This window comes from Pseudomonas sp. Irchel 3A7, assembly GCF_900187565.1.
Taxonomy (GTDB): Bacteria; Pseudomonadota; Gammaproteobacteria; order Pseudomonadales; family Pseudomonadaceae; genus Aquipseudomonas.
On sequence record NZ_FYED01000003.1, the window covers coordinates 141398 to 166096 of the forward strand.

Genomic DNA, 24699 nt, shown 5'->3' on the forward strand with positions numbered 1-24699 from the left:
CCCTTACGGCGACTCACTTTTTTGACAAACGCCTCAAAAAAGTAAGCAAAAAAACGCTCGCCCCGGCGTCCGGCCCCTCGCCAAGGCTCGGGGTTCCTTCGCTCCGGCATTCATCCGGGGGCATCGCCCTCCGGTTGGCTTCGCTGGCACCTACATGCGATGGGTTCGACTGCGTCGAACGGCGCTGCGCGCCAATCCCCGGATGAACGCCTCCACTCAGCCTCCCGAAGGGGCGGGTGGATCAAGATCAAAAGCTGAAGGCGAGCTAACGCTCGACCTGATGAGTGGTGAAGAGCGGGGCGGGTGTTCACCGATTTGCTTTTGCTCTTCTGTGGGAGCGGGCTTGCCCGCGATGGCGGCCTGACAGCCGACCAATATCTCTCGGACATTCGCCGGATCCAACTGTGGGAGCGAGCCTGCTCGCGAAAGCGATCTACCTGATTGCATAGATGTTGAATGTGAAATCGCCTTCGCGACAGGCTCGTTCCCACAAGGGCTCAGACAATCAATTCGCCACCCGCGCCCCCGCCAGGCTGCCGCTCAGTTCGTAAGCCGCCAATTCCGCCTGATGCGCCGCCAACAGCTCCGGCAACGATCCACGCAGGTATTCCACCCAGGTCTTGATTTTCGCATCCAGGTACTGGCGCGACGGGTAGATCGCGTACAGGTTCAGCTCCTGCGAGCGGTATTTGGGCATGACGCGCACCAGCGAGCCGTTGCGCAGGCCGTCAATCGCCGCATACAGCGGCAGTACGCCAACGCCCATGCCGCTGGTGATCGCGGTTTTCATCGCGTCGGCCGAGTTCACCAGGAACGGTGAGCTGTTGATGGTGACCATTTCCTGGCCATCGGGGCCGTCGAAGGCCCATTTTTCCAGGGGGATGACGGGGCTGACCAGGCGCAGGCAGGCGTGGTTGAGCAGGTCGCTGGGTTTTTGTGCGCAGCCGTTGGCTTTGACGTAGGCGGGGGAGGCGCAAACGATGCTGTAGGTGATGCCAAGGCGTTGGGAAACGAAGCCCGAGTCCGGCAGTTCGCTGGCGAGCACGATGGAAACGTCGTAACCCTCGTCCAGCAGGTCCGGCACGCGGTTGGCCATGGTCAGGTCAAAGGTCACGTCCGGGTGGGTCTTGCGGTAGCGGGCGATGGCGTCGATCACGAAGTGCTGGCCGATGCCGGTCATGGTGTGCACTTTCAGCTGGCCGGCCGGCCGCGCATGGGCGTCGCTGGCTTCGGCCTCGGCTTCTTCGACATAAGCCAGGATTTGCTCGCAGCGCAGCAGGTAGCGTTTGCCGGCTTCGGTCAGGGCAATGCGTCGGGTCGTTCGGTTGAGCAGACGGGTTTGCAGGTGGGCTTCCAGGTTGGAGACCGCGCGCGAGACGTTGGCCGTGGTGGTGTCCAGTTGCACGGCGGCAGCGGTGAAGCTGCCGGCCTCGGCCACGTAACTGAAGGCGCGCATGTTTTGCAAAGTGTCCATGGGGTGCTCTCGGGTTCGATGGCAAATTGTGACACGAAGTTTCAGGATCTGAGACCCCAGACTTAAGGATTATCGCGTTAACGGTAACAAAGATTCACAGGAATCCCAGCTTATCGCCATTCCGGTCGCCCCATAGAATTGCGCCGATCGTTGTACCTCCCCTCCTCAGGAATCTTCAGCAGTGCCGCGTCGCATCAGCAGAGCGCTTGAGCCGCTCAGTATTCTGGCTTTAACCCTGGTCATCAGCGGCTGCATCGGAACCGGAGGTATTGCCCCGCAGGGCAAGACGCTGGAGGCCGATTCCCTGGCCACCGACGAGGCCATCCAGAGCGCCGCGCAGGATGCTCATTGGCCCACCGCCCAATGGTGGCAGGCTTATGGCGACCCGCAACTGAACCATTGGATCGAACTCGCCGTGCAAGGCAGCCCGTCCCTGGCCATGGCCGCTGCGCGGGTACGGCAGGCCAAGGCCATGGCCGGTGTCGCCAAAGCGGCCGAAGCGTTGCAGATCAACGGTCAATCCACGCTCAAGCGCCACAACTGGCCCACCGATCAGTTCTATGGTCCGGGTGATCTGGCCAACAGCACCACCTGGGATAACAACGCCGCGCTGGGTTTCAGTTACGCCCTCGATCTCTGGGGGCGCGAAAGCAACACCACCGAACGCGCCGTGGACATGGCCCACATGACCGTCGCCGAAGCGCGCCAGGCGCAGCTCGAATTGCAGAACAACATCGTGCGCGTCTACATCGAGCTCTCGCTGCATTACGCGCAGCGGGACATTGTCGAGGCGACCCTCAAGCAGCAACAGCAGATCCTTGATCTGGCGCAAAAACGCTTGAACGGCGGCATCGGCACCCATTTCGAGGTCAGCCAGGCCGAAACGCCTTTACCGGAAACCCACCGGCAGATCGATGCACTGGATGAAGAAATTGCCTTGAGCCGCAATCAGCTGGCTGCGCTTGCGGGCAAGGGACCGGGGGAGGGCGCGAAATTGCAGCGGCCGACGCTGTCGCTGGGCGCGGCGCTGAAGCTGCCGTCGTCATTGCCGGCGCAGTTGCTCGGTCAACGGCCGGACGTGGTCGCCAGCCGCTGGCAAGTGGCGGCCCAGGCCCGGGGCATCGATGTGGCGCATGCCGGTTTCTACCCCAATGTCGACCTGGTCGGCAGCCTCGGCTACATGGCCACCGGCGGCGGGGCATTGGAGTTTTTGACTGGCAGGAAACTCAACTACAGCGTGGGACCGGCGATTTCCCTGCCGATTTTCGACGGCGGCCGGTTGCGTGCGCAGCTGGGCGAAGCCTCGGCCGGTTATGACATCGCGGTGGCCAGGTACAACCAGACCCTGATCAATGCGCTGAAAGACATCTCCGATCAGTTGATCCGTCGCGAGTCCATGGACAAGCAGCAAACCTTCGCGGCCGAGTCGGTGGCTACCGCGCAGAAAACCTATGACATCGCGATGATCGCCTACCAGCGCGGGCTCACCGATTACCTCAACGTACTCAACGCCCAGAACCTGCTGTTCAAGCAGCAGCAAGTTCAGCAGCAGGTCCAGGCCGCGCGGCTGAGTGCCCATGCCGGGCTGGTGACGGCGCTCGGTGGCGGGCTCGGTGCAGGCTACGACGTGCCCGAAGACCGCCAGACCGCAGCACCGAAAACCCCGGTTCTTTTACGTTGAACACAATCCCTGTGGGAGCGAGCCTGCTCGCGAAGAGGCCTTATCAGTCAATGATGATGTCGCCTGGCACGCCGCTTTCGCGAGCAGGCTCGCTCCCACAAGGTCCAATTCGTCGCACACTTTTCGACCAATGAGCAGGATTTCATGATGCCCTTGCCCGCACCTTTGCGCTGGCTGTATTCCCTTGAATGGCGCCGGGGTTTCTTCGACTGGACGCGCAGCGACGGCGTGACCTGGGTGTACATTTTCAAGGTACTGATTGCGGCGTTCCTCACGCTCTGGCTGGCCATGCGCCTGGAGTTGCCGCAACCGCGCACGGCGATGATCACCGTGTTCATCGTCATGCAGCCGCAAAGCGGCCAGGTGTTCGCCAAGAGTTTCTATCGCTTCCTTGGCACCCTGGCCGGCTCAGCGGTGATGGTGGCGCTGATTGCCTTGTTCGCGCAGAACACCGAGCTGTTTCTCGGCTCGCTGGCGATCTGGGTCGGCATTTGCTCGGCGGGCGCGGCGCGCAGTCGCAACTTCCGCGCCTACGGTTTTGTACTGGCCGGTTACACCGCGGCGATGGTCGGATTGCCGGCGCTGGCGCATCCCGATGGCGCGTTCATGATGGCGGTCTGGCGGGTGCTGGAAATCTCCCTGGGGATTCTCTGCTCGACCCTGGTCAGCGCCGCGATCCTGCCGCAAACCGCCAGTGCCGCGATGCGCAACGCTTTGTACCAGCGCTTCGGTGTGTTCGCCTTGTTCGTGACGGACGGCTTGCGCGGCCGCAGTAAACGCGAGGCATTCGAAGCCAGCAACGTGCGCTTCATCGCTGAGACGGTGGGTCTGGAAAGCTTGCGCAGTGTCACCGTGTTTGAAGACCCGCATATGCGTCGACGCAACGGTCGGCTCAGTCGCCTTAACAGCGAGTTCATGGGCATTACCACCCGCTTTAATGCCTTGCATCAGTTGCTCGAGCGCCTGCGCAGCAACGGTGCCGATCACGTGGAGGGTGCGATCAAACCGGGTTTGCAGGATCTGGCCGAGTTGCTCGACGGCTACAGCGGTCGTGCCCTCACCAGCGCCGATGCAGCACGACTGGTCACGGCCCTGACGGCCTACAAGCAAGGTTTGCCGGCGCGGGTGCGCAGTCTGCGGGCGGTTTTCCAGGAGAACAATCCGAGCGACGCTGAGCAACTGGATTTTCACACCGCCTACGAATTGCTCTATCGCTTCGTCGACGACTTGCACAGTTATGCACAGACCCACGCGTCCCTGGCGGATCACAGCCATGAGCGCGAGCGTTGGGACGAACCGTTCACCCCGCAAACCAACTGGCTGGCGGCCGCGGCGTCGGGGATTCGTGCGTCTTTCATTCTGCTGGTGCTGGGCAGCTACTGGGTGGCCACGGCGTGGCCGAGCGGGGCGACCATGACCCTGATCGCCGCCGCCACCGTGGGCCTGTCCGCCGCGACGCCGAATCCCAAGCGCATGGCGTTCCAGATGGCTTGCGGCACCTTGCTCGGGGCCGTGATCGGTTTCGTCGAGATGTTCTTCATCTTCCCGTGGATCGACGGCTTCCCCTTGCTGTGTGTGATGCTCGCGCCGGTCTTCGTGCTCGGCGCGTTTCTCGCATCGCGCCCGCAATATGCCGGGGTCGGGGTGGGCTTGCTGATCTTCTTCAGTATCGGTTCGGTGCCGGACAATCTCACGGTCTACAACCCCTACACCTTTATCAACGACTACATCGCCATGGTGCTGGGCATGCTGGTGTGCGCGGCGGCGGGGGCGATCATTCTGCCGCCCAACAGCCGCTGGTTATGGCGGCGGCTGGAGCAGGACCTGCGCGGCCAGGTGGTGTATGCCATCAGCGGCAAACTCAAGGGCCTGGCGTCGAGTTTCGAAAGCCGCACCCGCGACCTGGTGCATCAGGCCTACGGCTTCGCGGCGGGGCAGCCGCAGGTGCAGCGTGATCTGCTGCGCTGGATGTTCGTGGTGCTGGAAGTCGGCCACGCCATCATCGAGTTGCGCAAGGAACAAGCGATTCTGCCGGTGCACCCTGCCTATGCCCAATCCCAGCCATGGCGCCAGTCGATCCGCGTCATGGGCCGCGCGCTGGTGCGGCTGTTTCTGCAGCCGGGACAGAGCAATCTGGAACGCGCATTGATCGCGGTCGACCACGCGATCAGCCGTGTGCAGGCCACCGACGAACCCTTTGCCCCGCACTTCGATACTTCGGCATTGCGTCGGGTGAAAAGCTATCTGCACTTCATCCGCACCTCGCTGCTGGACCCGCAGTCGCCGTTGTCCAGCTATGCCCCCGTCACCGCCCGGCCCCAAGGACTTGACCATGCCCCGTGAAATCGCCTTCCACGGCGTGTACATGCCCACCATGACCCTGATGTTTCTGATAGCCGCGGCACTGGCCTGGGCGCTTGACCGGTTTTTCTCCGGGTTCGACCTGTACCGCTTCTTCTGGCACCCGGCACTGCTTCGCCTGAGTCTGTTTACCTGTCTGTTCGGCGCTTTGGCGCTGACTGTCTACCACTGAGAATGCCCTGATGAAAAAGCTTTTCAGCCTGCTCGCCACCCTGCTGGTATTGGCCCTGGCGATATGGATCGGCCGCACCCTCTGGGTGCATTACATGCAGACGCCGTGGACCCGTGACGGTCGGGTACGCGCCGATATCATCAACGTCGCCGCCGACGTCACCGGCGAAGTGGTAAACGTGCCGGTGCGTGACAACCAGTTGGTGAAGAAGGGCGACCTGTTGATGCAGATCGACCCCGAGCACTACCGCCTCGCGGTCAAACAGGCACAGTCGCTGGTGGCCTCGCGCAAGGCCACATGGGAGATGCGCAAGGTCAACGCCCATCGCCGCGCGGACCTGGACAATCTGGTGATCTCCAAAGAAAACCGCGACGACGCCAGCAACATCGCCGACTCGGCGCTGGCCGATTACCAACAGGCCCAGGCGCAACTCGAAGCCGCCGAACTCAACCTCAGGCGCACTGAAGTCCGTGCGGCGGTGGACGGTTACGTGACCAACCTCAACGTCCATCGCGGCGACTATGCACGTATCGGCGAAGCGAAAATGGCCGTGGTCGACATGAATTCGTTCTGGGTCTACGGCTTCTTCGAAGAAACCAAACTGCCCTACGTGCGCGTCGGCGACAAGGCTGACATGCAACTGATGAGCGGCGAAGTGCTCAAGGGGCATGTGGAAAGCATTTCACGGGGGATCTACGACCGTGACAATCCAGAAAGCCGCGAACTGATCGCCGACGTGAATCCGACGTTCAACTGGGTGCGTCTGGCGCAGCGGGTGCCGGTGCGGATTCACATTGATGAAGTGCCGGAAGGCGTGCTCCTGGCGGCGGGGATCACATGTACGGTGGTGGTCAAGACTGCGGCTGGCGAGTAGAGAATGCTCTTGTTCTGCCCACGTCAACAGACACCTCTATCCGGGCGGATAGAGGTGTTTTTCGTGGGGGCTCAGCGTGGATAGGCCACGAGATTTGGAAGGGTGCGCAATGCGGGGTCCTGCCCCGCTGCCAACGGATAGAGAAGTTGAATGGAGACATTCAAATCCTTGCCTGGCTCCAGCAGATACCGGTCACCTGCTGGTGTGTACAGTTCAATCACGCCTTCGGAACCGTCATGCGCCACCTCCAGCCAGGGATTGGCATGAATTTTCGTGCCCAACGGCAAACCGGCGCAGGAAAATTTCCACTGAGTGAACGGATGCCTGGTTGCCCTGAGGACAACGTCATAACTGTAAATCCAGGCTCCGGTCAGATGATCCTGCCACTCACCCTTGAACACCTGGGAGGCTTGAATATCCTGCTCCTCAATGTTCATTGCCAGGACCGGGCAGTAGAAGTCTTCCTCATAGGTGGGTTGGTAATAAACAATCCCGCATAAATCTGCGATCGATGATCCGGGCAGGTTTTTATCGGACGTCAATGTCACCGTACGTTCAGGATTCCATCCCTGTGTTTGTGCCTGCGTAATTGTCAGGGTGCTGAACCCTGAATGGGGGGGCTTGATCATTTGCGCTCCACTGACCGGCATGGAGGCGTGCAGCAGGGTCACATCCGCATAGGTCCGGAATTGCAGGCGTGATCCGACGGGAGGTGGAGCACCATCGGTTTCAAGGGTGAAGCCGAGCGTCACAGGCACACCTTTCTTGATCCCGTTTACAACGTTGTGCATTTTGATATTCAGAAGTTTCGTCATTTCAAATTCCTTTTGAAAAAGAACTGATCCCATGTTCGCTGCCGGGACCGATCAACCCCGATAGCCGTAAACATGACCGACCGCACCACCCACTCCCAGCGTGTTGCCTGCCAGCAGTACCCGCCTGTTGGCCTGTATCTGAAGCTGGGCCGGAGTCGTGACCAGTTCGGCGTCTTCCACGATGGCGCCGTATTGGCCGAAACTGCGGTCGATCAAACCGTCGGCCTGATAGCGTGCGGCGTAAAGGCGCTTGGAGCCTCCGGCAGCGAGAATTTTTCCGTCGACCTGTCGATGGCCACAGACCCATTCGTTGCCATGTTCAGGATCGAATAACGTCAGCACCGGCCGGCCACTATTGAATGCCGGGTGTGGATTTCCGGTAGATTCCAGACCCACCAACAGCCCCCAGTTTCTTTGTGCGGTGCTGGCCTGCCCAACGCCGACGACCTTGCCTTCGCCAGTGTCGATCAGATCATGAACGATCACCGTGCCAGTCGGAATTGTCAGCGTCGAGAAACCTGGAGTCTCCAGGCTGCCGTAGTTGCTATCAAGTTCGCCTGTGTGCGAATAACGTGCGATATAACCAAGTGTTTCGCAAGTTGCTGAGCGTGCACTTCCAGCGACCAGAATAGCGTCCTGCTGCACTAGCAGAGCATTGGCCGAGGTCTCGGAAAAAGATGGGTGTTTAATTTGCAGCCTGCCACTTTCGTTGAAGCTTTTATCGAGGTTGCCCTTGCTGTCCACGAGTATTATCTCGCCGGTTGAAGTCTCTCCATTGTGGTAAGTGGCGCTGACAAGCATTTTACCGCCCTCGAGTAATTGCAGGTTACTGGAGTCGCTGACCAGTTCGCCCAGGGAACTGTTGTCGATAATTACGCATCCCTGCCCGCCAAAGCTTTGGTCAATCGTGCCCTGCTGGTCGAAGCGGATGATCACCAGGCGCTTGGGGCTGAAGACGTCTGTTTTTCGTGACCAACCCAGCATCAGGATGGATCCGTCGGCCTGTATCGCCAGCTTGCCACCGGCTGAGTCGTAGCCATTGGGGAAGTTGCCATGTACCAGACCGTTGTCTGCGAAGGAGGTGTCAAGGCTGCCATCCGGGTTGAATCGTGCCAGGCCATAAAGGCCCTTCAAGTCACGGGCGAGCCATGCGCCGACCAGTATTTTGTCGTCTGCGAGCACATGAATGCCTTTTACATGCCGATCGTGGTCAAGTTCGTGGTCAAGTTTATATAAGTTGATGACACCGTTTTCGCCAAACGCGGGGTCACGATCTCCAGGCACTGAAAAAGAGAATTGGTTGTGAGTGATAACGTCCATATTGTTGCCTTTCTATAATTTGGTAGTCAGAAAGTTCAAGCCCATTTCTTTATGGGCTGGCAGGCAAGTTATAGGGCAGGTAATGGCTTGGCGAGAGGCGGGTGGGCATTGAATATTTGAGCATGTTTCTATTGCCCTGTAAGGGAGCGACATACAAAGTTAATCTTACAGGGCAGGGAAAACTTTAAAGGTTGGCGGCTTTGGGGGTGGGGACATTCAGCTGCAGAAAGTCTCCTGCAAATGCCGCCAAAGCACCTTGCCATCCGCCTGCTTCTCGAACACCACGGTCGAGCGGCGGTCCGAATGCAACCCCGTGGCGTCGGTCTGTTGTTCCCGATAACTGACCGTCGCGCCGCCGTTGTGCAATGCGAGGCCGCGTAACTCGCTGAGTTGGATGCGAAACCCGAGCTTCTTGCCGCCGGCCAGCATGAACAGCTGTTCAAGCGCGTCGAAGTCCAGCACCCGGCCCAGGGGCGAGACCATGGAAAACTGCGGCGAAAAACGGGTCAGCAGGCGCTCGAGTTCGGATGCATCCTGCTCCTCGGCCAGCCATTTTTCGATGGCTACGTGGGCCTGGATCACTTCGTCAAAGTATTCGCTGAAGTCGGTCATGTTGTTTCCTGAAATTCAGTAGTGCCTGTTTCGACGCCTTCGCGAGCAGGCTCGCTCCCACATTGGAAATGCGCTTCCCTGTGGGAATGAGCCTGCTCGCGAAGGTGTCGACTCGGTCTCAAAGTTGCCCTCGCAACCCGAACCGCTTCATCAATGCCGATTCCAGCAAGCCTTTAGGCAACAACCCCGCCATCAACGGCAACGCCCGACTGCCATTACCCAACCGTACCAGCCGCGGCGGCTTGCTCTGCTGCACGGCCTTGAGCAGAGCGGCGGCGAATTCGCTGGCCGGGGTCGGGTTGTCCTGGGACGCCTTGGCCCGCGCGCGAATGCCTTCACGCAGCGCAAACCACGGCGACTGTTCGCTGATCAGCTGCTCGGCCTCAAAGCCGGCGTTCTTGGCGAAACTGGAGGCAATCGCGCCGGGCTGAACTTCCATGACCCGCACGCCAAACGGCGCCAGTTCCATGCGCAAGGCATCGCTCAAGGCATGCACGGCGGCTTTGGACGCGCAGTAGGCGCCAGCGAACGGCGTGACCAGCACCCCCGACACGCTGCCGATGTTTACCACGATCCCTTTGGCCCGGCGCAGCACCGGAAACAACGCGCGGGTCACGCCAACGATGGAAAAGACATTGGTTTCGAACTGGCGCTGCATCGCCTGCACGCCACCATCGAGCAACGGCCCCATGGCGCCGTAACCGGCGTTGTTGATCAGCACATCGAGGCCACCAAGCTGCTGGCTGATCCGTTCGCTCAACTGTTCAAGGGCCTGGCCGTCGTTGACGTCAAGTCGCACGCCGGTGAAGCCGGCAGCGCTCAGCACCGCCACGTCTTCAGCCTTGCGCGCAGTGGCCCAGACCTCGTATCCAGCGCTTTTGAATGCCTCGGCGAGGGCGCGGCCGATGCCGCTGGAACATCCGGTAATCAATGCAACAGGCATGGCGCGGTCCTTGTGCAATCAGTGGGAAAAGCGGGTTGGGGAAAGCTCAGTCAGAAAAACTACCCTGTAAACGCTCGGCGCGAAACTCCAGGGTTTCCGGGCGGTAGCCAGGGCGTAGCGGCGGTAGCGGCAAGCAGTCTTCCCAGCTGCCACCAGCCAGCAATTCGCCCGGTCCACGGTAGCGGGGGGCAGCGTATTGATTGTCGGCGAGGTTGACCGTATCGCCGGGCGCATAAGCGGCTACCCGCCAACGCAATTCGGTCAGCGGTACGTCGTTGCCGTTGTTCATGGTCAATTGCAGCGGGCGGTCGGCGGGGCAGTGTTGCGGCGCGTAGCTGATGCGCAGCTCCAGGCGTTGGAGTTGCTTGAGTTCGCGGTGGTCCATCCAGATGACCCAGGTGGCGACGATGCCCAGCCCCACGGCGGCGGCCATGGACACGGGCAGGGCTTTGGCCGGATAGCGCAGCAACAGGATCAGCCAGGTGATGACCAGCAGGACGCCGATGAACATGACGCGCAAACCTCGGGAATGGAAGGACCATCGTACCTAAGCGCGGGGCAGGTTGGCGATGGGCGAGAGTTTGTGGCGAATGTTATGGCCCCTTCGCGAGCAGGCTCGCTCCCACAGTTGATCTGTGGCGTTCACAAAACCACTGTGGGAGCGAGCCTGCTCGCGAAGGGGCCAGCCGAAGCAACACAAAACTCAGACAAAAAAAGCCCCCGACCACCCCACTGCGGATAGGGAACGCAGCGGGCTGGGCGGGGGCTTTTGTTTTGCTTGAGGCTTACTGCGCGATGGTCTTCACCGAAACCCCACGTTCGATTGGCGTCGTACGCCCGTAGATATCCTCGAACCGCTCGATATCGTCCTCACCCAGGTAGCTGCCCGATTGCACTTCGATGATCTCGAGTGGAATCTTGCCCGGGTTGCGCAAGCGGTGAACCGAAGCAATCGGAATGTAGGTCGACTGGTTTTCGGTCAGCAGGAACACGTTCTCGTCGCAGGTCACTTCGGCGGTGCCGCTGACGACGATCCAGTGCTCGGCACGGTGGTGGTGCATCTGCAGCGACAGGCACGCGCCCGGTTTGACCGAGATGTGCTTGACCTGGAAGCGCCCGCCCATGTCCACCGAGTCGTAGGAGCCCCACGGACGATAGACTTCGCAATGGTTCTGGGTTTCGCTGCGACCCTGTTCGTTGAGGGTGTTGACCATCTGTTTCACGCCTTGGACCTTATCCTTGTGCGCAATCATCATGGCGTCCTTGGTTTCGACGACGACGATGTTTTCCAGGCCGATCACCGATACCAGTTTGCCGTTGCCGTGGATCATGCAGTTGCGGCTGTCCTGGACCACCACATCGCCTTTGGTGACGTTGCCGTTGGCGTCTTTTTCATTCACTTCCCACAGCGAGGACCAGCAGCCGACGTCGCTCCAGCCCGCGGTCAGCGGCACCACGCAGGCGCGCCGGGTTTTTTCCATCACCGAATAGTCGATGGAGTTGTCCGGGCAGCAGGCGAAGGTGGCTTCGTCGATGCTGACGCTGTCGGCATCTTGCTGGCTGCGTTCCAGGGTCAGCAGGCAGGTGTCGTAGATGTCCGGATCGTGCTTTTTCAGTTCTTCGAGGAAGCGGCTGGCGCGGAACAGGAACATGCCGCTGTTCCAGAAGTAGCCGCCGGACTGGACGAACTCGGTGGCACGTTTCACGTCGGGTTTTTCGACGAAGTGCGAGACACGGCTGACGCCTTCAGGCAACAGCGAATCGTTGGTCGACTTGATGTAGCCGTAGCCGGTTTCCGGTTTGGTGGCCGGTACGCCGAACAACACCATTTCACCGTTTTCGGCGGCAACGGTGGCCAGGGCCAGGGCACGTTGCAGGGCTTTCTGGTCTTCCAGCACGTGGTCGGCCGGCAGTACCAGCATCAACTCGTCGCGACCTTCATTGACCAGCATCATCGCGGTCAGGGCCACGGCCGGCGCGGTGTTGCGGCCGAACGGTTCCATCAGGATGCGCTGGGTTTCCAGCTTGCGGGCGGTCAGTTGTTCGTTGACGATGAAACGGTGGTCCTTGTTGCAGACCACGATCGGGGTGTCCATGCCTTCGAAGACCAGGCGCTCCAGGGTTTGCTGGAACAGCGTGTGCTCGCCGGTCAGGGCCAGGAACTGCTTAGGGAACTGCTTGCGGGAAAGCGGCCAAAGACGTGAGCCGCTACCACCTGACAAGATCACCGGAATCATGTTGTTACTCCTTGAAAATCGTTTGGTTAGAGCTACGAACGCTGTGTCGTTTCACTCTTGTTTTTGTTCCGTGTCCGGACTGACGACCCGGTCCTTGTGGGAGCTGGCTTGCCTGCGATGGCGGTCTCAAGGGCCTCATCGCGGGCAAGCCCGCTCCCACAGGGATAGGGGTCAATCAGGTAAATGTGTTAGCGCGTCGACACCGGGCGTTTCACCCAGACTGGCGACAGGCTGCTGCCGTTACCGGTGACGTACAGCACCGCCGCTTCACCGCGCTCCAGGGCGACCGGCTTCACGTCGCCGACTTTCTTGTCGCCATCGTATAGCGCCAGGCTGACTTTCACCGGGTTGATTTCACGTTCGCCACGGCCCTTGGCGGCCACGTTCGGCACTACGTCGGTCTTGCCATCGGCGGTCTTCAGGGTCAGTGCCTTGTCGCTGAGGTTCTGCACGCGGACCAGGGATTTCTGTTTGTTCTTGAACGGCGGCTCTTCGATCAGTTGCGGCGCGCCGCCGGCGTTGTTGACCAGGGTGTAATAGTGATCGCCGGCCAGTTTCACCGGCAGGGTCTGGCTGCCGACCTTGGCGCTGTAGTCGCCGCCCGGCATGAAGCTGAAGTCAGTGCTGGACAGTGGCGCGACTTCGCTCAGGTTGGTGCTGCCGACGGTGGCGCTGACTTCAGCGTTGGCGGCGTTGTAGACACGCACGAAGGTCGAGCCTTTCGGGGCGGTCGGGCCGTACAGCGCGGAGTCGCCAGCGGCGAAGGCCTGCATCGAGAGCACACTCATACCAGCAACCAGTGCAAAGGTCTTGGCGAGACGACGAGGAGTAGTAGTGAAAGTCATGGTAGTACCTCTCTCTTTCAGTTTTGCGCCCGGTCGGGCGTCTCGGATTTAGTGTTTGCGGCTACGTTTTGTTGGCGGGCGCCGGCTTGTTTAAGCTCTGCGACCCACTGCGGGTCGGCGTCGCCGATTTCGTTGTTCACAGGCAGATAGCGTTCAGGAAACTCCCAGATCAGCACCTGTGGCGGGCTGTTCTTGAAAGCGTCGCTTTTGAGGTAGCTGAGCATCGGCAGTACCGGGCCGTGGCCGTCTTCGGCGTAACTGACCACGTCACTGCGCAGGGCTTGTTTCAGCGCGCCCACAAAATTCCAGTTGGGGTTGGCGCTGTAGCTGGTGCCGATCAGCGCGACCGGCACTTCGGTGTTGGCGAACAGCGCGTCGTCACCGGCCGGTTGGTCACCAGCGGCTATGGTGTTGCGCTTTTGCAGTGGCTCTTGCGCCGGCATCAGGTTTTCGAACAGCGGGTCCAGCGGCAGGAACAGACGCAGGTCGCCCTTGTGGGTAATTTTTTCCGCAGGTTCGGTGACGAAGTCTTGCGGGTCACCGCTCAAGGGGAACTTGTCGGCAATGGTCTTGGCCAGGCGATTGGCGGCGATCTCGGCACCTTCCGGAGTCCAGTGGGTGTCGGTGCGCAGGAACACTTGCTTGCCGTCGCGTTTGGCCGCTTGCAATGGCCCCAGCAAATCAGGAGCAGGAATCCGGTCGGCGGCCAGGCGCTGGTGGAAATCCTTGTAGAGGTTGGCGTGGATGCTGGCCGGTTTAACCTCGCCCAGGTGTTCCGGGTACAGGCGTACCTTGGCCGGCACCACTGCCATCACCAGTTGCACGCCTTGCTTTTTCAGGGTCTGGCGCACGCCTTCGACCAGCGCGTAATTGCCTTGCAGGTTCAGCTCTTCGTTGACGATCGGGTGGAACTCTTCATCGCTGTACAACCATTGGTCGCGACCGAGCACCACGCCCGGACGACCTTCGTTGAACAGTTTGAAGTCCAGCGCCGCCCAGAGGTTGGTGCCCAGGCGCTTGATCGGGAACTCGTCGTCGTAGTGCGTTTCCACGGCCTTGGTCCAGCGGCCGTTAAGCACCGTCGCATCGGCGTTGGTACTGAAGCCCAGGAAGCTGCGAACCGACCACAGGCCCAGGGCCAGCAGGGTCACCAGGAACAGGGCGATGTAGAAGATGCGTAATGAGCGGGTCATGGTCAGATCCCTCAGAACTGGAAGTAAAGGAACGGCGAGAAGCTTTGCGCCGAGAGTTTGAGAATCGAGGCGATGAACAACAGCAGGACCAGGGCGCGCATCACGTAGCGCGACCAGTCAGCGGTCCAGTAGGCCGGTTGCACCTGGGCTTCGACGCCGACGGTGTAGCCAGGCTGGTGGATGCTGGCCGGGTTATCCCCAGGCACGGCCTTGATCGTTCCGGCTGTTGCGGCAGCCGGGCCATCCGCATCGACATTCACCGCAGGCTTGGTCTTCTCTGGCTGTTGATTGCTGTAGAAGTCGCGCAGGCCGAAGAACGCCAGGGTCACGTAGGCCACGATCAGCGTCGCCACTTGCAGGCCAGTGAGGCTGGCCTGGTTGAGTTCCGACAGCGACCAGTCGCCGAAGCTGAACATCGCGCCGTACATGCGACCGGCCACGTGCAGGTTTTCCGCACGGAAAATCACCCAGCCCATGACCACCAGCAGGAAGGTCAGCGCCCAGCGGATCGGGTTGAAGCTGCGCGGCGAAGTGTTCAGACCGATGGCTTTCTCAATGGCCAGCCACATGCCGTGCCACGCACCCCAGACGATGTAGGTGATGTTCGCACCGTGCCACAGGCCACCGAGCAGCATGGTCAGGAACAGGTTGCGATAGGTCGTCAGCGTGCCTTTGCGGTTGCCGCCCAGGGTGATGTACAGGTAGTCGCGCAGCCAGGTCGACAGGCTGATGTGCCAGCGCCGCCAGAACTCGGTGATCGACTGGCTGATGTACGGCTGCTTGAAGTTTTCCATGAAGCGGAAACCCATCATCAAGCCCAGGCCGATGGCCATGTCGCTGTAGCCGGAGAAGTCGAAGTACAGCTGCGCGGTGTACGCCAGTGCGCCAAGCCAGGCATCGCCCGTGGTCGGGTTTTGCAGGGCGAAGCAATGGTCGGCCACCACCGCGAGGGTGTCGGCGATGAACACCTTCTTGATGAAACCCTGCATGAACCGTGTGCAGCCCTCGGAGAATTTGTCGAGGGTGTGGGTACGGTTGTTGAACTGATCGGCGAGGTCGCGAAAACGCAACACGGGGCCGGCGATCAGGTGCGGGAAGATCGCCACGAACGCCGCGAAATCGATCAGGTTGCGGGTCGCCGGGGTGTCACCACGGTAGACGTCGATGATGTAGCTGATGGACTCGAAGATGTAGAACGAGATCCCGATCGGCAACAGCACGTGGGTCAGGATGAACGGCTCCAGGCCCACCGAGGTCATCATGGCGTTGATGCTGTCGACACCGAAGTTGGCGTACTTGAAGTAGCCGAGGATGCACAGGTCGACGACCACGCCGAGCAGCAGCCAGCGCTGGGCCGGTTTGGTCCTGACCCCGGCGGCGCCGACTTTCAGGCCGATCCAGTAGTTCCACAGCGTGACGGCGGCGAACAGCGCCAGGAAGTCCACACGCCACCAGGCGTAGAACATGTAGCTGGCGATCAGCAGCAGCAAATTGCGATAGCGTTGCCCGCTCAGGTAGTACAAGCCGAGAAAGATCGGCAAGAACAAAAACAGGAACACGTTGGACGAAAAAACCATCCCGATCTCTCCTTGTTTGAATCAACAGTCAAGGGCCAACGGCCCCCCCAAACCCCCCACAGTAATCTGGAGGGCAAACATCACTTCACTGTGGGAGCGAGCCTGCTCGCGAAAGCGTTGTGCCAGTCGACATTTTTGGTGAATGACAGACCGCATTCGCGAGCAGGCTCGCTCCCACAAGGGATTGCATTTGTCTTACGAGCCTTTGCCTTTTTCGTTTGCCGGGTCGTAGACCTTGGTCAGGTCACCCCCGAGGCGGAAGGTCTTGAACGGTTGCATCTCGTGCTTCTTCTCCAGCACCTGCGGCGAGCAGGTGTAGAGCGTGCAGAACGGTTCGAGCCAGGCAAATTTGGAGTCGACCTTCAGGTCGGTCATGTCCTGTTCCTTGCCGTTCTTCTTCTCGAACGCGTCCGGGTCTTTCACCCCCGCCAGCACGCGATCACCCAGGCGCTTGAGGGCGCCGTTGTTTTCCTGGCGCAGATCCACACCGTTGACCTGGGCGAAACTGGCGATCATCGCCAGCGGTGGCAGGGCGTAGTTGTGGTAGGCGAGGGCGCGTTGCTGACGCTTGAGTTCGTTGGGCAAGAAGCCCTGGGCGTCGACCTGATTGACGCCGACCTTGTATTCCTTCACCGCCCAATCGAACAGGTCGCGGCGGTTAGTGGCGATGGACGTTGCCATCACCGACCAGGCAGCCCAGTACGAATGGTTGTTGGTTTTGTCCAGCGGCAGGTTGTCCCAGTCGCTGACCACCTGATCGGCCATCTTGCTGAACCAGGCTTCGATCAGTTGCGACTCCTGCTGATGGTTGGCCAGCGGATGGGAGTCGGAGAACTTCAGGCGAATGTACGACGACGCCATGCTGCCCAACGCCCATTTGCGCATGGACTTGCCGGTGTGGTTGAAGTCCTTGGACATCAACGCATCGGCCTTGGCCCAGGCGGTCAGCCAATTCAAGGTGCACTCCAGCTGTTCCGGACGACCGTCACGCATGAACTGCATCACGCGCTTGCTGGTGCCGCGCTCGATTTTGGTGATGTCGGCGGTGCTGTCGCGGAAGGCTTTTTCCGATTGCACGTTCAGTGTCGAACGGGCCTTGTCCGAGCCTTCGTACTTGCTGCGAAACTGCAGCGAACCGGTGTACGGCGTCGGCATGGCATCACAGCCTTCGCTCTTGTCGCCGGTTTTGACTTTCTCGATCGGCGCGAAGTAGCCCTGAGGCGGACGCAATGGCGCGGCCGCTTGAGTCGCGCCGGCGAACATCGCCAGGCTCAAAAGCGTCAGTGTTGCAAGTTTCGGATTTCGCATAGCAGACCTCATTGCCCGGCTGAAGCGGTACGTTGCTCAGCGCCCGGGAATACGTTGCGTTTGCAGATTTTCGCTTCGACTTTCTGCGGCGCGGCACCTGCTTTTTCAGGTCCCTGGATTTCGACGGCCAGCAGATTCTGCGAGGCCCAGTCTTCGTCCGTGCGCAACTCGAAGGCGAAACGCCCGTCGGTGTCGGAGGTTTCCGGTTTGTCGATCTTGATGTCCTCGTGGCGCCCGTTCATGTACCAGAGGGTGGCTTGCAGGGTTTTCACCGAGGTATCGGCGAAGCGGATGTCGACCTGGTGACTGCTGTTACGCAGGTCGAGGTTTTTGCTGTTGACCATCAATTCGTTTTTGCCCGGTTTCAAGGTGGTGCTGCCGGACATCTGTGCGGCCTTGCCTTCGCAACCGTTGTCCAGCAGCGCCATCATCTGGCGGTAGATGGTTTCCTGGTCGAGGCGATAGAGCGGCGAGAATTCCCAGATGAGAATTTTCGGCGGGTTCTTCTGGAACTCGTCGCTGCCCAGGTATTGCAGCATCGAACCTTCCAGGCCGCCGCCGGGGAACGCCACGTTGAGAATGTCGGCGCCGATGGCCTCTTCGAGGAAACCGGCGAAGTTGTAGTTCTTGCCGCTGTGGCTGGTGCCGACCAGGGTGATTTCCGGATTGCCGGAATCGCCGAACAGATCGCCATCGCCCGCTTCGCCCTTGGGCTCGGTGGTGAATTGATCCATGTACTGGATCGCGTAGCTGGTGCCACAGAGTTGACCGGCCATGTTGTGCAATGTTCCGGTCTTGCCCATGCGACCCGACTTATGGGTCTCGAATTCGCGCTTGGGAATGTCGGCGAAGGCCGGGATCTGCTTGACCTTTTCGGCGACGACTTTTGCCGTGCGCTGGGCGCCATACGGAGTCCAGTGCTGGTCGCCGCGGAAGTAGAAGTCGTGGGCGGGCAGGGTCTCAGGCAGTTGTTCGTTGGTCAGCGGCGACAGGTCCGGCACTACATAACCCATCTGCGCGAAACGGCCGAGCATGGTCTTGTAGTTCTTCAGAGCCTTGTCGAAATCGAAGCTGGCCTTTTCGGCCGGGTTGAGCTTGTTGCGGTTCACCAGGCCACGGGTCGGCTGGTAGACGATCACCAGTTCCACGCCTTTGCTCTTGAACGCATCGTGCAATTGCTTCATGCGTTTGTAGCCGGCGGGGGTGGTGTCGAACTCGGTGCGCAAGTCCTCTTGCGTACGGAACAGCCAGTCACCCTGAGCCTGCACCAGCGTGGTGAAGTTCTGCTGGTAGCGGGTGGTGTAATTCTTCGGGTCGTGGGCGGCCGGGCACAGGCTGCAGCACGGTTCGGCCGAGAATTTCGGCGCCTGGGGTTCATCGGCACGCGCGCCGGTGCTGGCGGCGAGAATGCCGGCCGTCAGGGCCGACAGGCTGAGTAATTTGATCAAGTGTGGGTGCATAAAATTATCCTCAGTCCCGCATTTCGGTCTGGCGTTCGACAGGGTCGATCAGCACGGCTTTCTGCTGGCGCACCAGCAGGTCGAGAATTTCATCCTGGCGCTCGCCGAGAATTCCCGAGAAGCTGATGCCGCTGGATTTGGTCGGCGCGAGCATGGACACGCGATACAGCTCGACACTCAGTGGCGAGTCGATGGACAGCGGGCCGCTGCCGTTGGCCGCGAGTTCACCACCGACCACGATCAGCGACACCTGGGCGTCGAACGGATCGAGCTTGATGTCGCGGTCGGTATTGGTCAGGTCCTTGATGTGGCCGTAGACACCGGTCAGGCCGTTGGCCATGGCGACGTTTTCGTAGAGGCGAATGTTCACGCTGTTACGAATGCGGATACCGTGGCGACGGTTGCTGAGCACCTTGTTGCCCCACAACAGGTTGTCGGCACTCTCGTAGAGGGTGATGCCGTCGGTGTGGTTCTGGTAGATCTCGTTGTAGGCAATGATGTTGTTGACGCTGTTACGGTCGATCACGATGCCGGACAACTTGTTGTCGTAGCTGCGGTTGTTGAAGATGAAGCTGTCGTTGACCTCACGGGAAATAATGATCCCGTGCTTCTTCTTGGTACCAAACACCGTGTTGTCGGCGATGACCAGGCCATGGGAGCGGTCATGGGGGTCGATGCCGTAGACGATGTTGTCTTTGTAGGTGTTGCCCTTGACCACGAAGTCGCGGGTTTCGTAGCAGTAGAAGCCGTACCACATGTCCGAGAATTCGGAGCCGACGATCCAGCCGGTCGGTTCAGGACGCTTGAGCACCTTGGCCATGTTCGGCGTGTACTGGGAAATACTCACGCCGTAGGACTTACTGTTGGCGTAGCCGAAGCTGGCCATCTTGCTGTTGGCGATGTAGGTCTGGGTACCGCCCCAGGCCAGCAGGAACGGACGGAATTCATTCGGCGAACGAAAGGTTGCAGGACCGTTGTCCTTCTCGCGCCAGCCGGTGATTTTGGTGTCGCGCACAAACAACTGGCCATCGTTGACCAGGAACGAACCGGCCTCCTGGGACAGACGCAGTTCCTGGGTCTGCTTGTCGATTTCCAGGATGCCTTTCTCACCTACTACGATCGGCAATTTGGCAAGGAACACCCCCGGCGAGGTTTCGCTGAAATACTGCTTGGGCAGTTTTTTCGCCAGGTCCTTGAGGTTCATGTAGCCGTCGTCGATGAAGATCGCCTGCGGGATGCCGTGCTGACGCACCACCCACTCGGCCATCTTGTTGTCGCCGCCGATGAAGTCCTTCAGGGCGTTCTCTTGCATCATCCGGCGCACACTGATTTTGCCGGCCTTGCTGCGCACGATTTTCGCGGCGACGGCCTCGGCGGTGTAGCCCGAGACGTCCGGCAGTTTTGGCTGGGCCAGCTCCAGCGGCGCTGTCGGTGCGCTGCTGACGGTGTAGGTCTTGGCCTGTTGCAGTTCTTTGGCCATGGTTGCCGGCTTGCCCTGTTGAGGGGCAGCCGGCTCCACATTGGCGAAGGCGCTCGCGCTGGCCAGCAGCATCGCGCCGGCCAACAGGCTGATCGAGCCTTTTCGGGCTTGATGATTCATCTGGGAGACTCCCTTCGCAATGTGCATCAGAAGCGCCAGATCACGTCGATGAACGCGCGGTGCATATACGAATCGACTTCCTTGCCGTAGGCATCGCCCGGCTTGAACACACCACCACGCAAACGCACCAGGGCGGAAGGCTCGTCGATCGACTGGCTCAACCCTGCCGGCAACAGGCCTTGCTTGAAGTACTTGGTGACCACCAGGTCCATTTCCTGACCCATGTCTTTTTCGCCATCGGCCAGCGGCAGCGAGGTGCTGGACAGCACGGCACCGGTGATGTCGTCGGTGTCGTTCTGCACGGCATCGATGCCGTTGCTGCCGACTGGCTTGTTGCCGTCGACACGCCAGAATTTGTGGTAGATCAGGCTGGCGTCGTATTCGTCGTTGAGCATCCACGAACCGAACAAGGTCGCGGTTTGCAAGTTGTTCATTTCGCCGCGGAAGGCCTCGCCGAAACGGTGTACCCGCGAGCGTGTACCGGTGAAGTTCGAGCGGTTGCTTTCCAGGCCGTTCTGTTCGTAATCGGCGCTGGCACGGGCGTACGCCGCACCGACTTGCCATTGCGGATCGAGGCGCAGGCGCACGCCCAGGTCAGTGGCCCAGCCGTCGACATCACCGCTGCGCTTGGCTTGTGCGGGCGCGGTGCCATCGGCGTTCAGCGGGTTGACCGTGTCGCGGTCGCCGCTCATGCCGGTGATGCTGCCCCAGTAGTTGAGGGTATTGGTGTTGCGCCAGTTGTAGGCATCGCTGTCGGCGGTAAGGCCGAGCCAGCTGATGTCGCCGTTCTGTTTCTTGTCCAGCGAGTCGCCGGGTTCACCCGGCGTCGGGTAATCGAGCTTGCCGTCATCGTGGGTGTGATGACCCCGAATGCCGACCCAGTTGCCTGGCGTCCACTGATACGCGGTATCGGCGTAGACGTGCAGGCGATCCTTGTCTTTCGGCGCCAGTTCTTTGAGGTCGGTGCGGTACTCGCTGAAGCGTTCGGCGATACCGGCGTTGGCCCGCAGCAGGGTGGTGTCGAAGGTCCAGTTCAAGGCTTCGATGTTGGTATCGCGCCATTGGCCGTCGTCGTTGCGCAGGCGCTGGCGACCGAACTTCAGGATCTCGCCGGGGTAGGGCGTGAAGCCGCTGTAGCCGACCCAGAACTCGCGCATCGCCAGGTAGTTTTTCTTGGTCTTGCGATCACCGTTGTCGGTGGTCTGGGTACCGTCGTTATCGGACTCCTGCAGCGTGTCGGTCTCGATGATGTCGGTGGACGTCACGGCCTGCCCCATGGCGTAGGCACTCCACGCGCCGCTCTCGCCATAGACCCACGGACGCAGGTCGAGACCCAGGCCATTGACGTCGCCACCGCTCTGGGTGCCCAGGTCACGGTCGTCTTCGGACTGGCCGGTGATTTTCACGTCCAGGCCGTAGTTCTTGGTTTCTTCAGTCATCGCCGCCAGTGTCGGGCACGACCAGATAAGCGCGAACGTCAGGCCGATGCCGGCCTTCATGAATGGATTCAATTTCATAGGGATTCCTCGCCGTCTTCTTGCAGGGCCTGCAGTTGCGGAGTGTTCTGGCTCAAGGCACCACGGGTCGCCTGTTCCTGTTTCAACAGACGCTGGGCCTCGGCCAGCTGCGCAGGCGGCAGTTGGGCTTCGAGTGTTTGCGCAAGCTCGGTGGCTTGCGGGGTGTTCTGGGCTTTGGCGAGCTGGCTGAACACGTACGCGTTGAGCGGGTCAGGCTTGGTGCCTTTGCCTTGGGAAAACAGTTGGGCGATGGCGAAGTCGGCGCTGTTCTGGCCGTTGCGCGCAGCGGTCAGCAGATGGTCGAGAGCCTTCTGTGGATAGACCTTGCCCAGGTAGCCACGGCGATAGATCTGGCCGAGGTAGTAATCGGCGGCGACTTCGCGGCCGACGGCTTTCTGGAAATGCTCTTCGGCGACCTTGGCGTCCGCCGGGACCATCTTGCCTTCGTAGTACAGCTTGCCCAGCAGCAGTTCCGCGCGCGGCTGGTCGGCGGCGCGGCCGTTGTCCAGGTACTCCATCATCTGGTCGACGTCGCCCAGTTCGGGGAAGTCGTAGATCAGCTGTGCGAGGGTGACCCACGACGCCGGGTAGCCCGGGGCGATGGGTTCGAGCAGCGACTGCGCGGTTTTTTCGTCGGTCTGTCCCAGGGTCGAATCGGCCAGTACGCGGGCGACGCTGTCGACTCGCTGAGCCGAGACGGTGCCGCGAGCGTGCGCTGCCTGCATCTGCTTGATCAGCTCGGCCTGTTGTTCCGGCTGGGCCTTTTTCTGATAGACCGTGGCCAGTTCGACATAGCAGATGTCGGTGGTGTTGAGCGCGGCCTTGCAGACCTTTTCCACGTCATCCAGATGCTGGTCGTAGGTGCCCTGGGTGCGGTACAGCAGCACTTGCGCCAGACCCGCTTCCGCCTTGCCTTCGGCGCGCCATTGGCTGATCTGCTGTTGCGCGTTGACGTTGGGGAAGCTGTGCGGGTATTGCAGGTACAGCATCGCCAACGGGATCAGGGTGTTGCCTTCACCGGCGGCGGAGGCTTTTTTCAGCAGACCTTCGGCTTCTTGATGTTCGGCTTCGGTGGCACCGGGCTTGGCCACCAGCAGACGACCGAGACGCGCCTGGGCACGAGGCGAAACACTCGCCGCTGCACGGTAGGTGGCTTCGGCTTGTTTCATCTGCGCCGGGTCGCGGCTGTCGACCTGAAGGTCGGCCAGACCAACCTGGGCTTCGCTGTAGCCCAGGTCCGCCAGTTGCTGATAGTTCGCGGCGGCGGTGGCGGTGTCACCACGCTTGAGGGCTTCGTTGGCCAGGCGCTGATCGGGCAAGCCGGCGCAACCGGCGAGGCTGACTGCCAATGCCACTGCACACAGAGACCCCATGTGGGAGCGAGCCTGCTCGCGAAGCAGGCGGCGCGGTGCATCAGACAAACCGAGTTGACCGCTTCGCGAGCAGGCTCGCACCCACAGGGGCGGCGGTGTATTGAGGGTAGGAATACTCACAGGCATGTCCTCCGGTTACAGACCAGCTGCCATGGCTTTTTCGATCAGCCAGTTCAGGTTCGGGCCGCGGTCGCTGTTTACTTCCACCGGGCGACCGGCGAGGGTACTGTCCAGTGCTTCGTCCGGCTGGATCAGCACGCGGATGTCGGACGACAGGTCGGCGCTTTTCAGGCTGGTGCTGCTGACGATCTTGCCGGTGCGGGTCTTGTCTTCACCGGCGATCTGGAAGCGCACGGCGGTGCCTGGCAGCACGTCGCCAAACTGGCGGTAGGAGAAGCGGGCTTCGACATTGGCTTCGGTGTTGCGCGGCACCAGTTGGAAGATCACATCGCCCTTGCTGGCGTATTGGCCGTCGGCAACCATTTGCTGCGACACGGTGCAATCGCATGGCGAAGTCAGGGTGCCGGTCATTTGCTTGCCGAACAGTTCTTCAACCTTGGCCGGTGCCAGTTGATCGTCTTCCAGATGGCCCTTGAGCACGTCGAGCATGCTGGTGCTGAAGGTCGCCAGCGGCGCGCCTTTGGCAGCCACGCCGTCGGCTTTCACCAGGCTTTGTACGGTGCCGTCGCGGGGCATGGTGATGTTCACGCCTGGCACGCTGACCAGGCCGGCCTGGGCGTGGCTCACGAAGTACATGCCGTACACCGACTTGAAAATGAACCCGAATGCGGCCAGGCCGACGACGAAAATCCCCAGGCTGAAGGTCACGGCTTTCAGGCGCCCGAATGGGGTCATGCCATGGCCGCCGTCCTTGTTCTTGCGCGCCTTGGTGAAGTTGTCGCGCTGCAGGGTCGCCAGCACTTCGCCGATGCTGACGATGTCGCCGGCCAGGTGAGAGGTGATCAAGTGACGCAGGGTCGAGATGTCCTGCGGTTCCAGGTTCTGGAACTGGCAGCCGGCACGACCGGTCTGGCGATCGTAGGAGCGCACCAGCAGCTCCACGTCCATGGCCAGGCCAAGGTTGTCGATGACGAATTGCAGGCGAGCCTTGTACTTATCGCCGATATTCAGCGGCAGTTGCCCGGCGTTGAAGGCCAGGCCACCGGCGGAAAGGTCGATCACTCGCGCTTCGACCGGTGTCCGGTCGGGGCCGAAGAAACGCAGCTTGGCCGGGATTTTCACGCGGGCGTGCTGGCGCTGGGCTTCGGATTCATGCACTACGTTGGCGTTGACGGCGGTATTCATAAGGGCGGTTTCCTAGTTAATTCAGGCGAGTT

Annotated in this window: 20 protein-coding genes; 4 read left to right on the top strand and 16 right to left on the bottom strand. The window is 60.7% G+C overall.

The features are described 5' to 3' along the window. Positions 1–505: 505 nt before the first annotated feature. On the bottom strand, positions 506–1474 hold the full coding sequence (locus CKW21_RS05575) for a LysR family transcriptional regulator (protein WP_095193008.1): 969 nt from the start codon (positions 1472–1474) through the stop codon (positions 506–508). A 181-nt stretch (positions 1475–1655) separates the two neighbouring features. Here CKW21_RS05575 and CKW21_RS05580 point away from each other — a divergent pair, with 181 nt between their 5' ends. The 4 genes from CKW21_RS05580 to CKW21_RS05595 all read left to right on the top strand — a co-directional run bounded on the left by CKW21_RS05580 (position 1656) and on the right by CKW21_RS05595 (position 6562). Continuing rightward, the gene (locus tag CKW21_RS05580) at positions 1656–3155 is read left to right on the top strand and encodes an efflux transporter outer membrane subunit (protein WP_095193009.1); all 1500 of its coding nucleotides are present in this window, start codon (positions 1656–1658) and stop codon (positions 3153–3155) included. A 144-nt stretch (positions 3156–3299) separates the two neighbouring features. After that, the gene (locus CKW21_RS05585) at positions 3300–5498 is read left to right on the top strand and encodes an FUSC family protein (RefSeq protein ID WP_095193010.1); all 2199 of its coding nucleotides are present in this window, start codon (positions 3300–3302) and stop codon (positions 5496–5498) included. Continuing rightward, positions 5488–5688 carry a DUF1656 domain-containing protein gene (locus CKW21_RS05590; protein WP_095193011.1) on the top strand — a complete coding sequence of 67 codons (201 nt, stop codon included), beginning with the start codon at positions 5488–5490 and terminating at the stop codon, positions 5686–5688. Before CKW21_RS05585 ends, CKW21_RS05590 begins: the two co-directional genes overlap by 11 nt. Positions 5689–5698: 10 nt before the next feature. Continuing rightward, a complete protein-coding gene (locus CKW21_RS05595) occupies positions 5699–6562 on the top strand; it encodes an HlyD family secretion protein (protein ID WP_095193012.1) in 864 nt (287 codons plus the stop codon). Between the two features lie 71 nt (positions 6563–6633). Here the strand turns inward: CKW21_RS05595 and CKW21_RS05600 are convergent, their stop codons facing one another. From CKW21_RS05600 to CKW21_RS05670, 15 genes are all read right to left on the bottom strand, one after another. Then, entirely contained in the window at positions 6634–7377 is a 744-nt protein-coding gene (locus CKW21_RS05600) for a hypothetical protein (RefSeq protein WP_095193013.1), read from the bottom strand. 51 nt (positions 7378–7428) lie between these two features. Beyond that, entirely contained in the window at positions 7429–8697 is a 1269-nt protein-coding gene (locus CKW21_RS05605; RefSeq protein WP_095193014.1) for a hypothetical protein, read from the bottom strand. Between the two features lie 216 nt (positions 8698–8913). Continuing rightward, on the bottom strand, positions 8914–9309 hold the full coding sequence (locus tag CKW21_RS05610; RefSeq protein WP_095193015.1) for a DUF4440 domain-containing protein: 396 nt from the start codon (positions 9307–9309) through the stop codon (positions 8914–8916). A gap of 118 nt (positions 9310–9427) precedes the next feature. Beyond that, complete coding sequence (locus CKW21_RS05615; protein ID WP_095193016.1) at positions 9428–10252, bottom strand: SDR family oxidoreductase; 825 nt, start codon at positions 10250–10252, stop codon at positions 9428–9430. Positions 10253–10298: 46 nt separating this feature from the next. Beyond that, positions 10299–10763: a multidrug transporter gene (locus CKW21_RS05620; protein WP_095193017.1), complete on the bottom strand. Its 465-nt coding sequence runs from the start codon at positions 10761–10763 to the stop codon at positions 10299–10301. A 274-nt stretch (positions 10764–11037) separates the two neighbouring features. Beyond that, a complete protein-coding gene (locus CKW21_RS05625; RefSeq protein WP_095193018.1) occupies positions 11038–12489 on the bottom strand; it encodes a mannose-1-phosphate guanylyltransferase/mannose-6-phosphate isomerase in 1452 nt (483 codons plus the stop codon). A 188-nt stretch (positions 12490–12677) separates the two neighbouring features. Continuing rightward, the gene (locus CKW21_RS05630; RefSeq protein WP_095193019.1) at positions 12678–13334 is read right to left on the bottom strand and encodes an alginate O-acetyltransferase AlgF; all 657 of its coding nucleotides are present in this window, start codon (positions 13332–13334) and stop codon (positions 12678–12680) included. A 17-nt stretch (positions 13335–13351) separates the two neighbouring features. After that, on the bottom strand, positions 13352–14527 hold the full coding sequence (locus tag CKW21_RS05635) for an alginate O-acetyltransferase (protein WP_095193020.1): 1176 nt from the start codon (positions 14525–14527) through the stop codon (positions 13352–13354). A gap of 11 nt (positions 14528–14538) precedes the next feature. Further along, positions 14539–16104 carry an MBOAT family protein gene (locus tag CKW21_RS05640; RefSeq protein WP_095193021.1) on the bottom strand — a complete coding sequence of 522 codons (1566 nt, stop codon included), beginning with the start codon at positions 16102–16104 and terminating at the stop codon, positions 14539–14541. Positions 16105–16299: 195 nt separating this feature from the next. Beyond that, entirely contained in the window at positions 16300–17412 is a 1113-nt protein-coding gene (locus CKW21_RS05645; protein WP_095193022.1) for a mannuronate-specific alginate lyase, read from the bottom strand. Positions 17413–17420: 8 nt separating this feature from the next. After that, the gene (locus CKW21_RS05650) at positions 17421–18872 is read right to left on the bottom strand and encodes an alginate O-acetyltransferase (protein WP_095193023.1); all 1452 of its coding nucleotides are present in this window, start codon (positions 18870–18872) and stop codon (positions 17421–17423) included. Positions 18873–18882: 10 nt separating this feature from the next. Then, positions 18883–20472, bottom strand: a complete 1590-nt coding sequence (gene algG / locus CKW21_RS05655) for a mannuronan 5-epimerase AlgG (RefSeq protein ID WP_095193024.1) — start codon at positions 20470–20472, stop codon at positions 18883–18885. Positions 20473–20498: 26 nt separating this feature from the next. After that, positions 20499–21989, bottom strand: a complete 1491-nt coding sequence (locus CKW21_RS05660) for an alginate export family protein (RefSeq protein WP_095193025.1) — start codon at positions 21987–21989, stop codon at positions 20499–20501. Continuing rightward, positions 21986–23488 carry an alginate biosynthesis TPR repeat lipoprotein AlgK gene (gene algK / locus CKW21_RS05665; protein WP_371917508.1) on the bottom strand — a complete coding sequence of 501 codons (1503 nt, stop codon included), beginning with the start codon at positions 23486–23488 and terminating at the stop codon, positions 21986–21988. Before algK ends, CKW21_RS05660 begins: the two co-directional genes overlap by 4 nt. Positions 23489–23497: 9 nt before the next feature. Further along, positions 23498–24667 carry an alginate biosynthesis protein Alg44 gene (locus tag CKW21_RS05670; RefSeq protein ID WP_095193026.1) on the bottom strand — a complete coding sequence of 390 codons (1170 nt, stop codon included), beginning with the start codon at positions 24665–24667 and terminating at the stop codon, positions 23498–23500. Positions 24668–24699 lie beyond the last annotated feature (32 nt).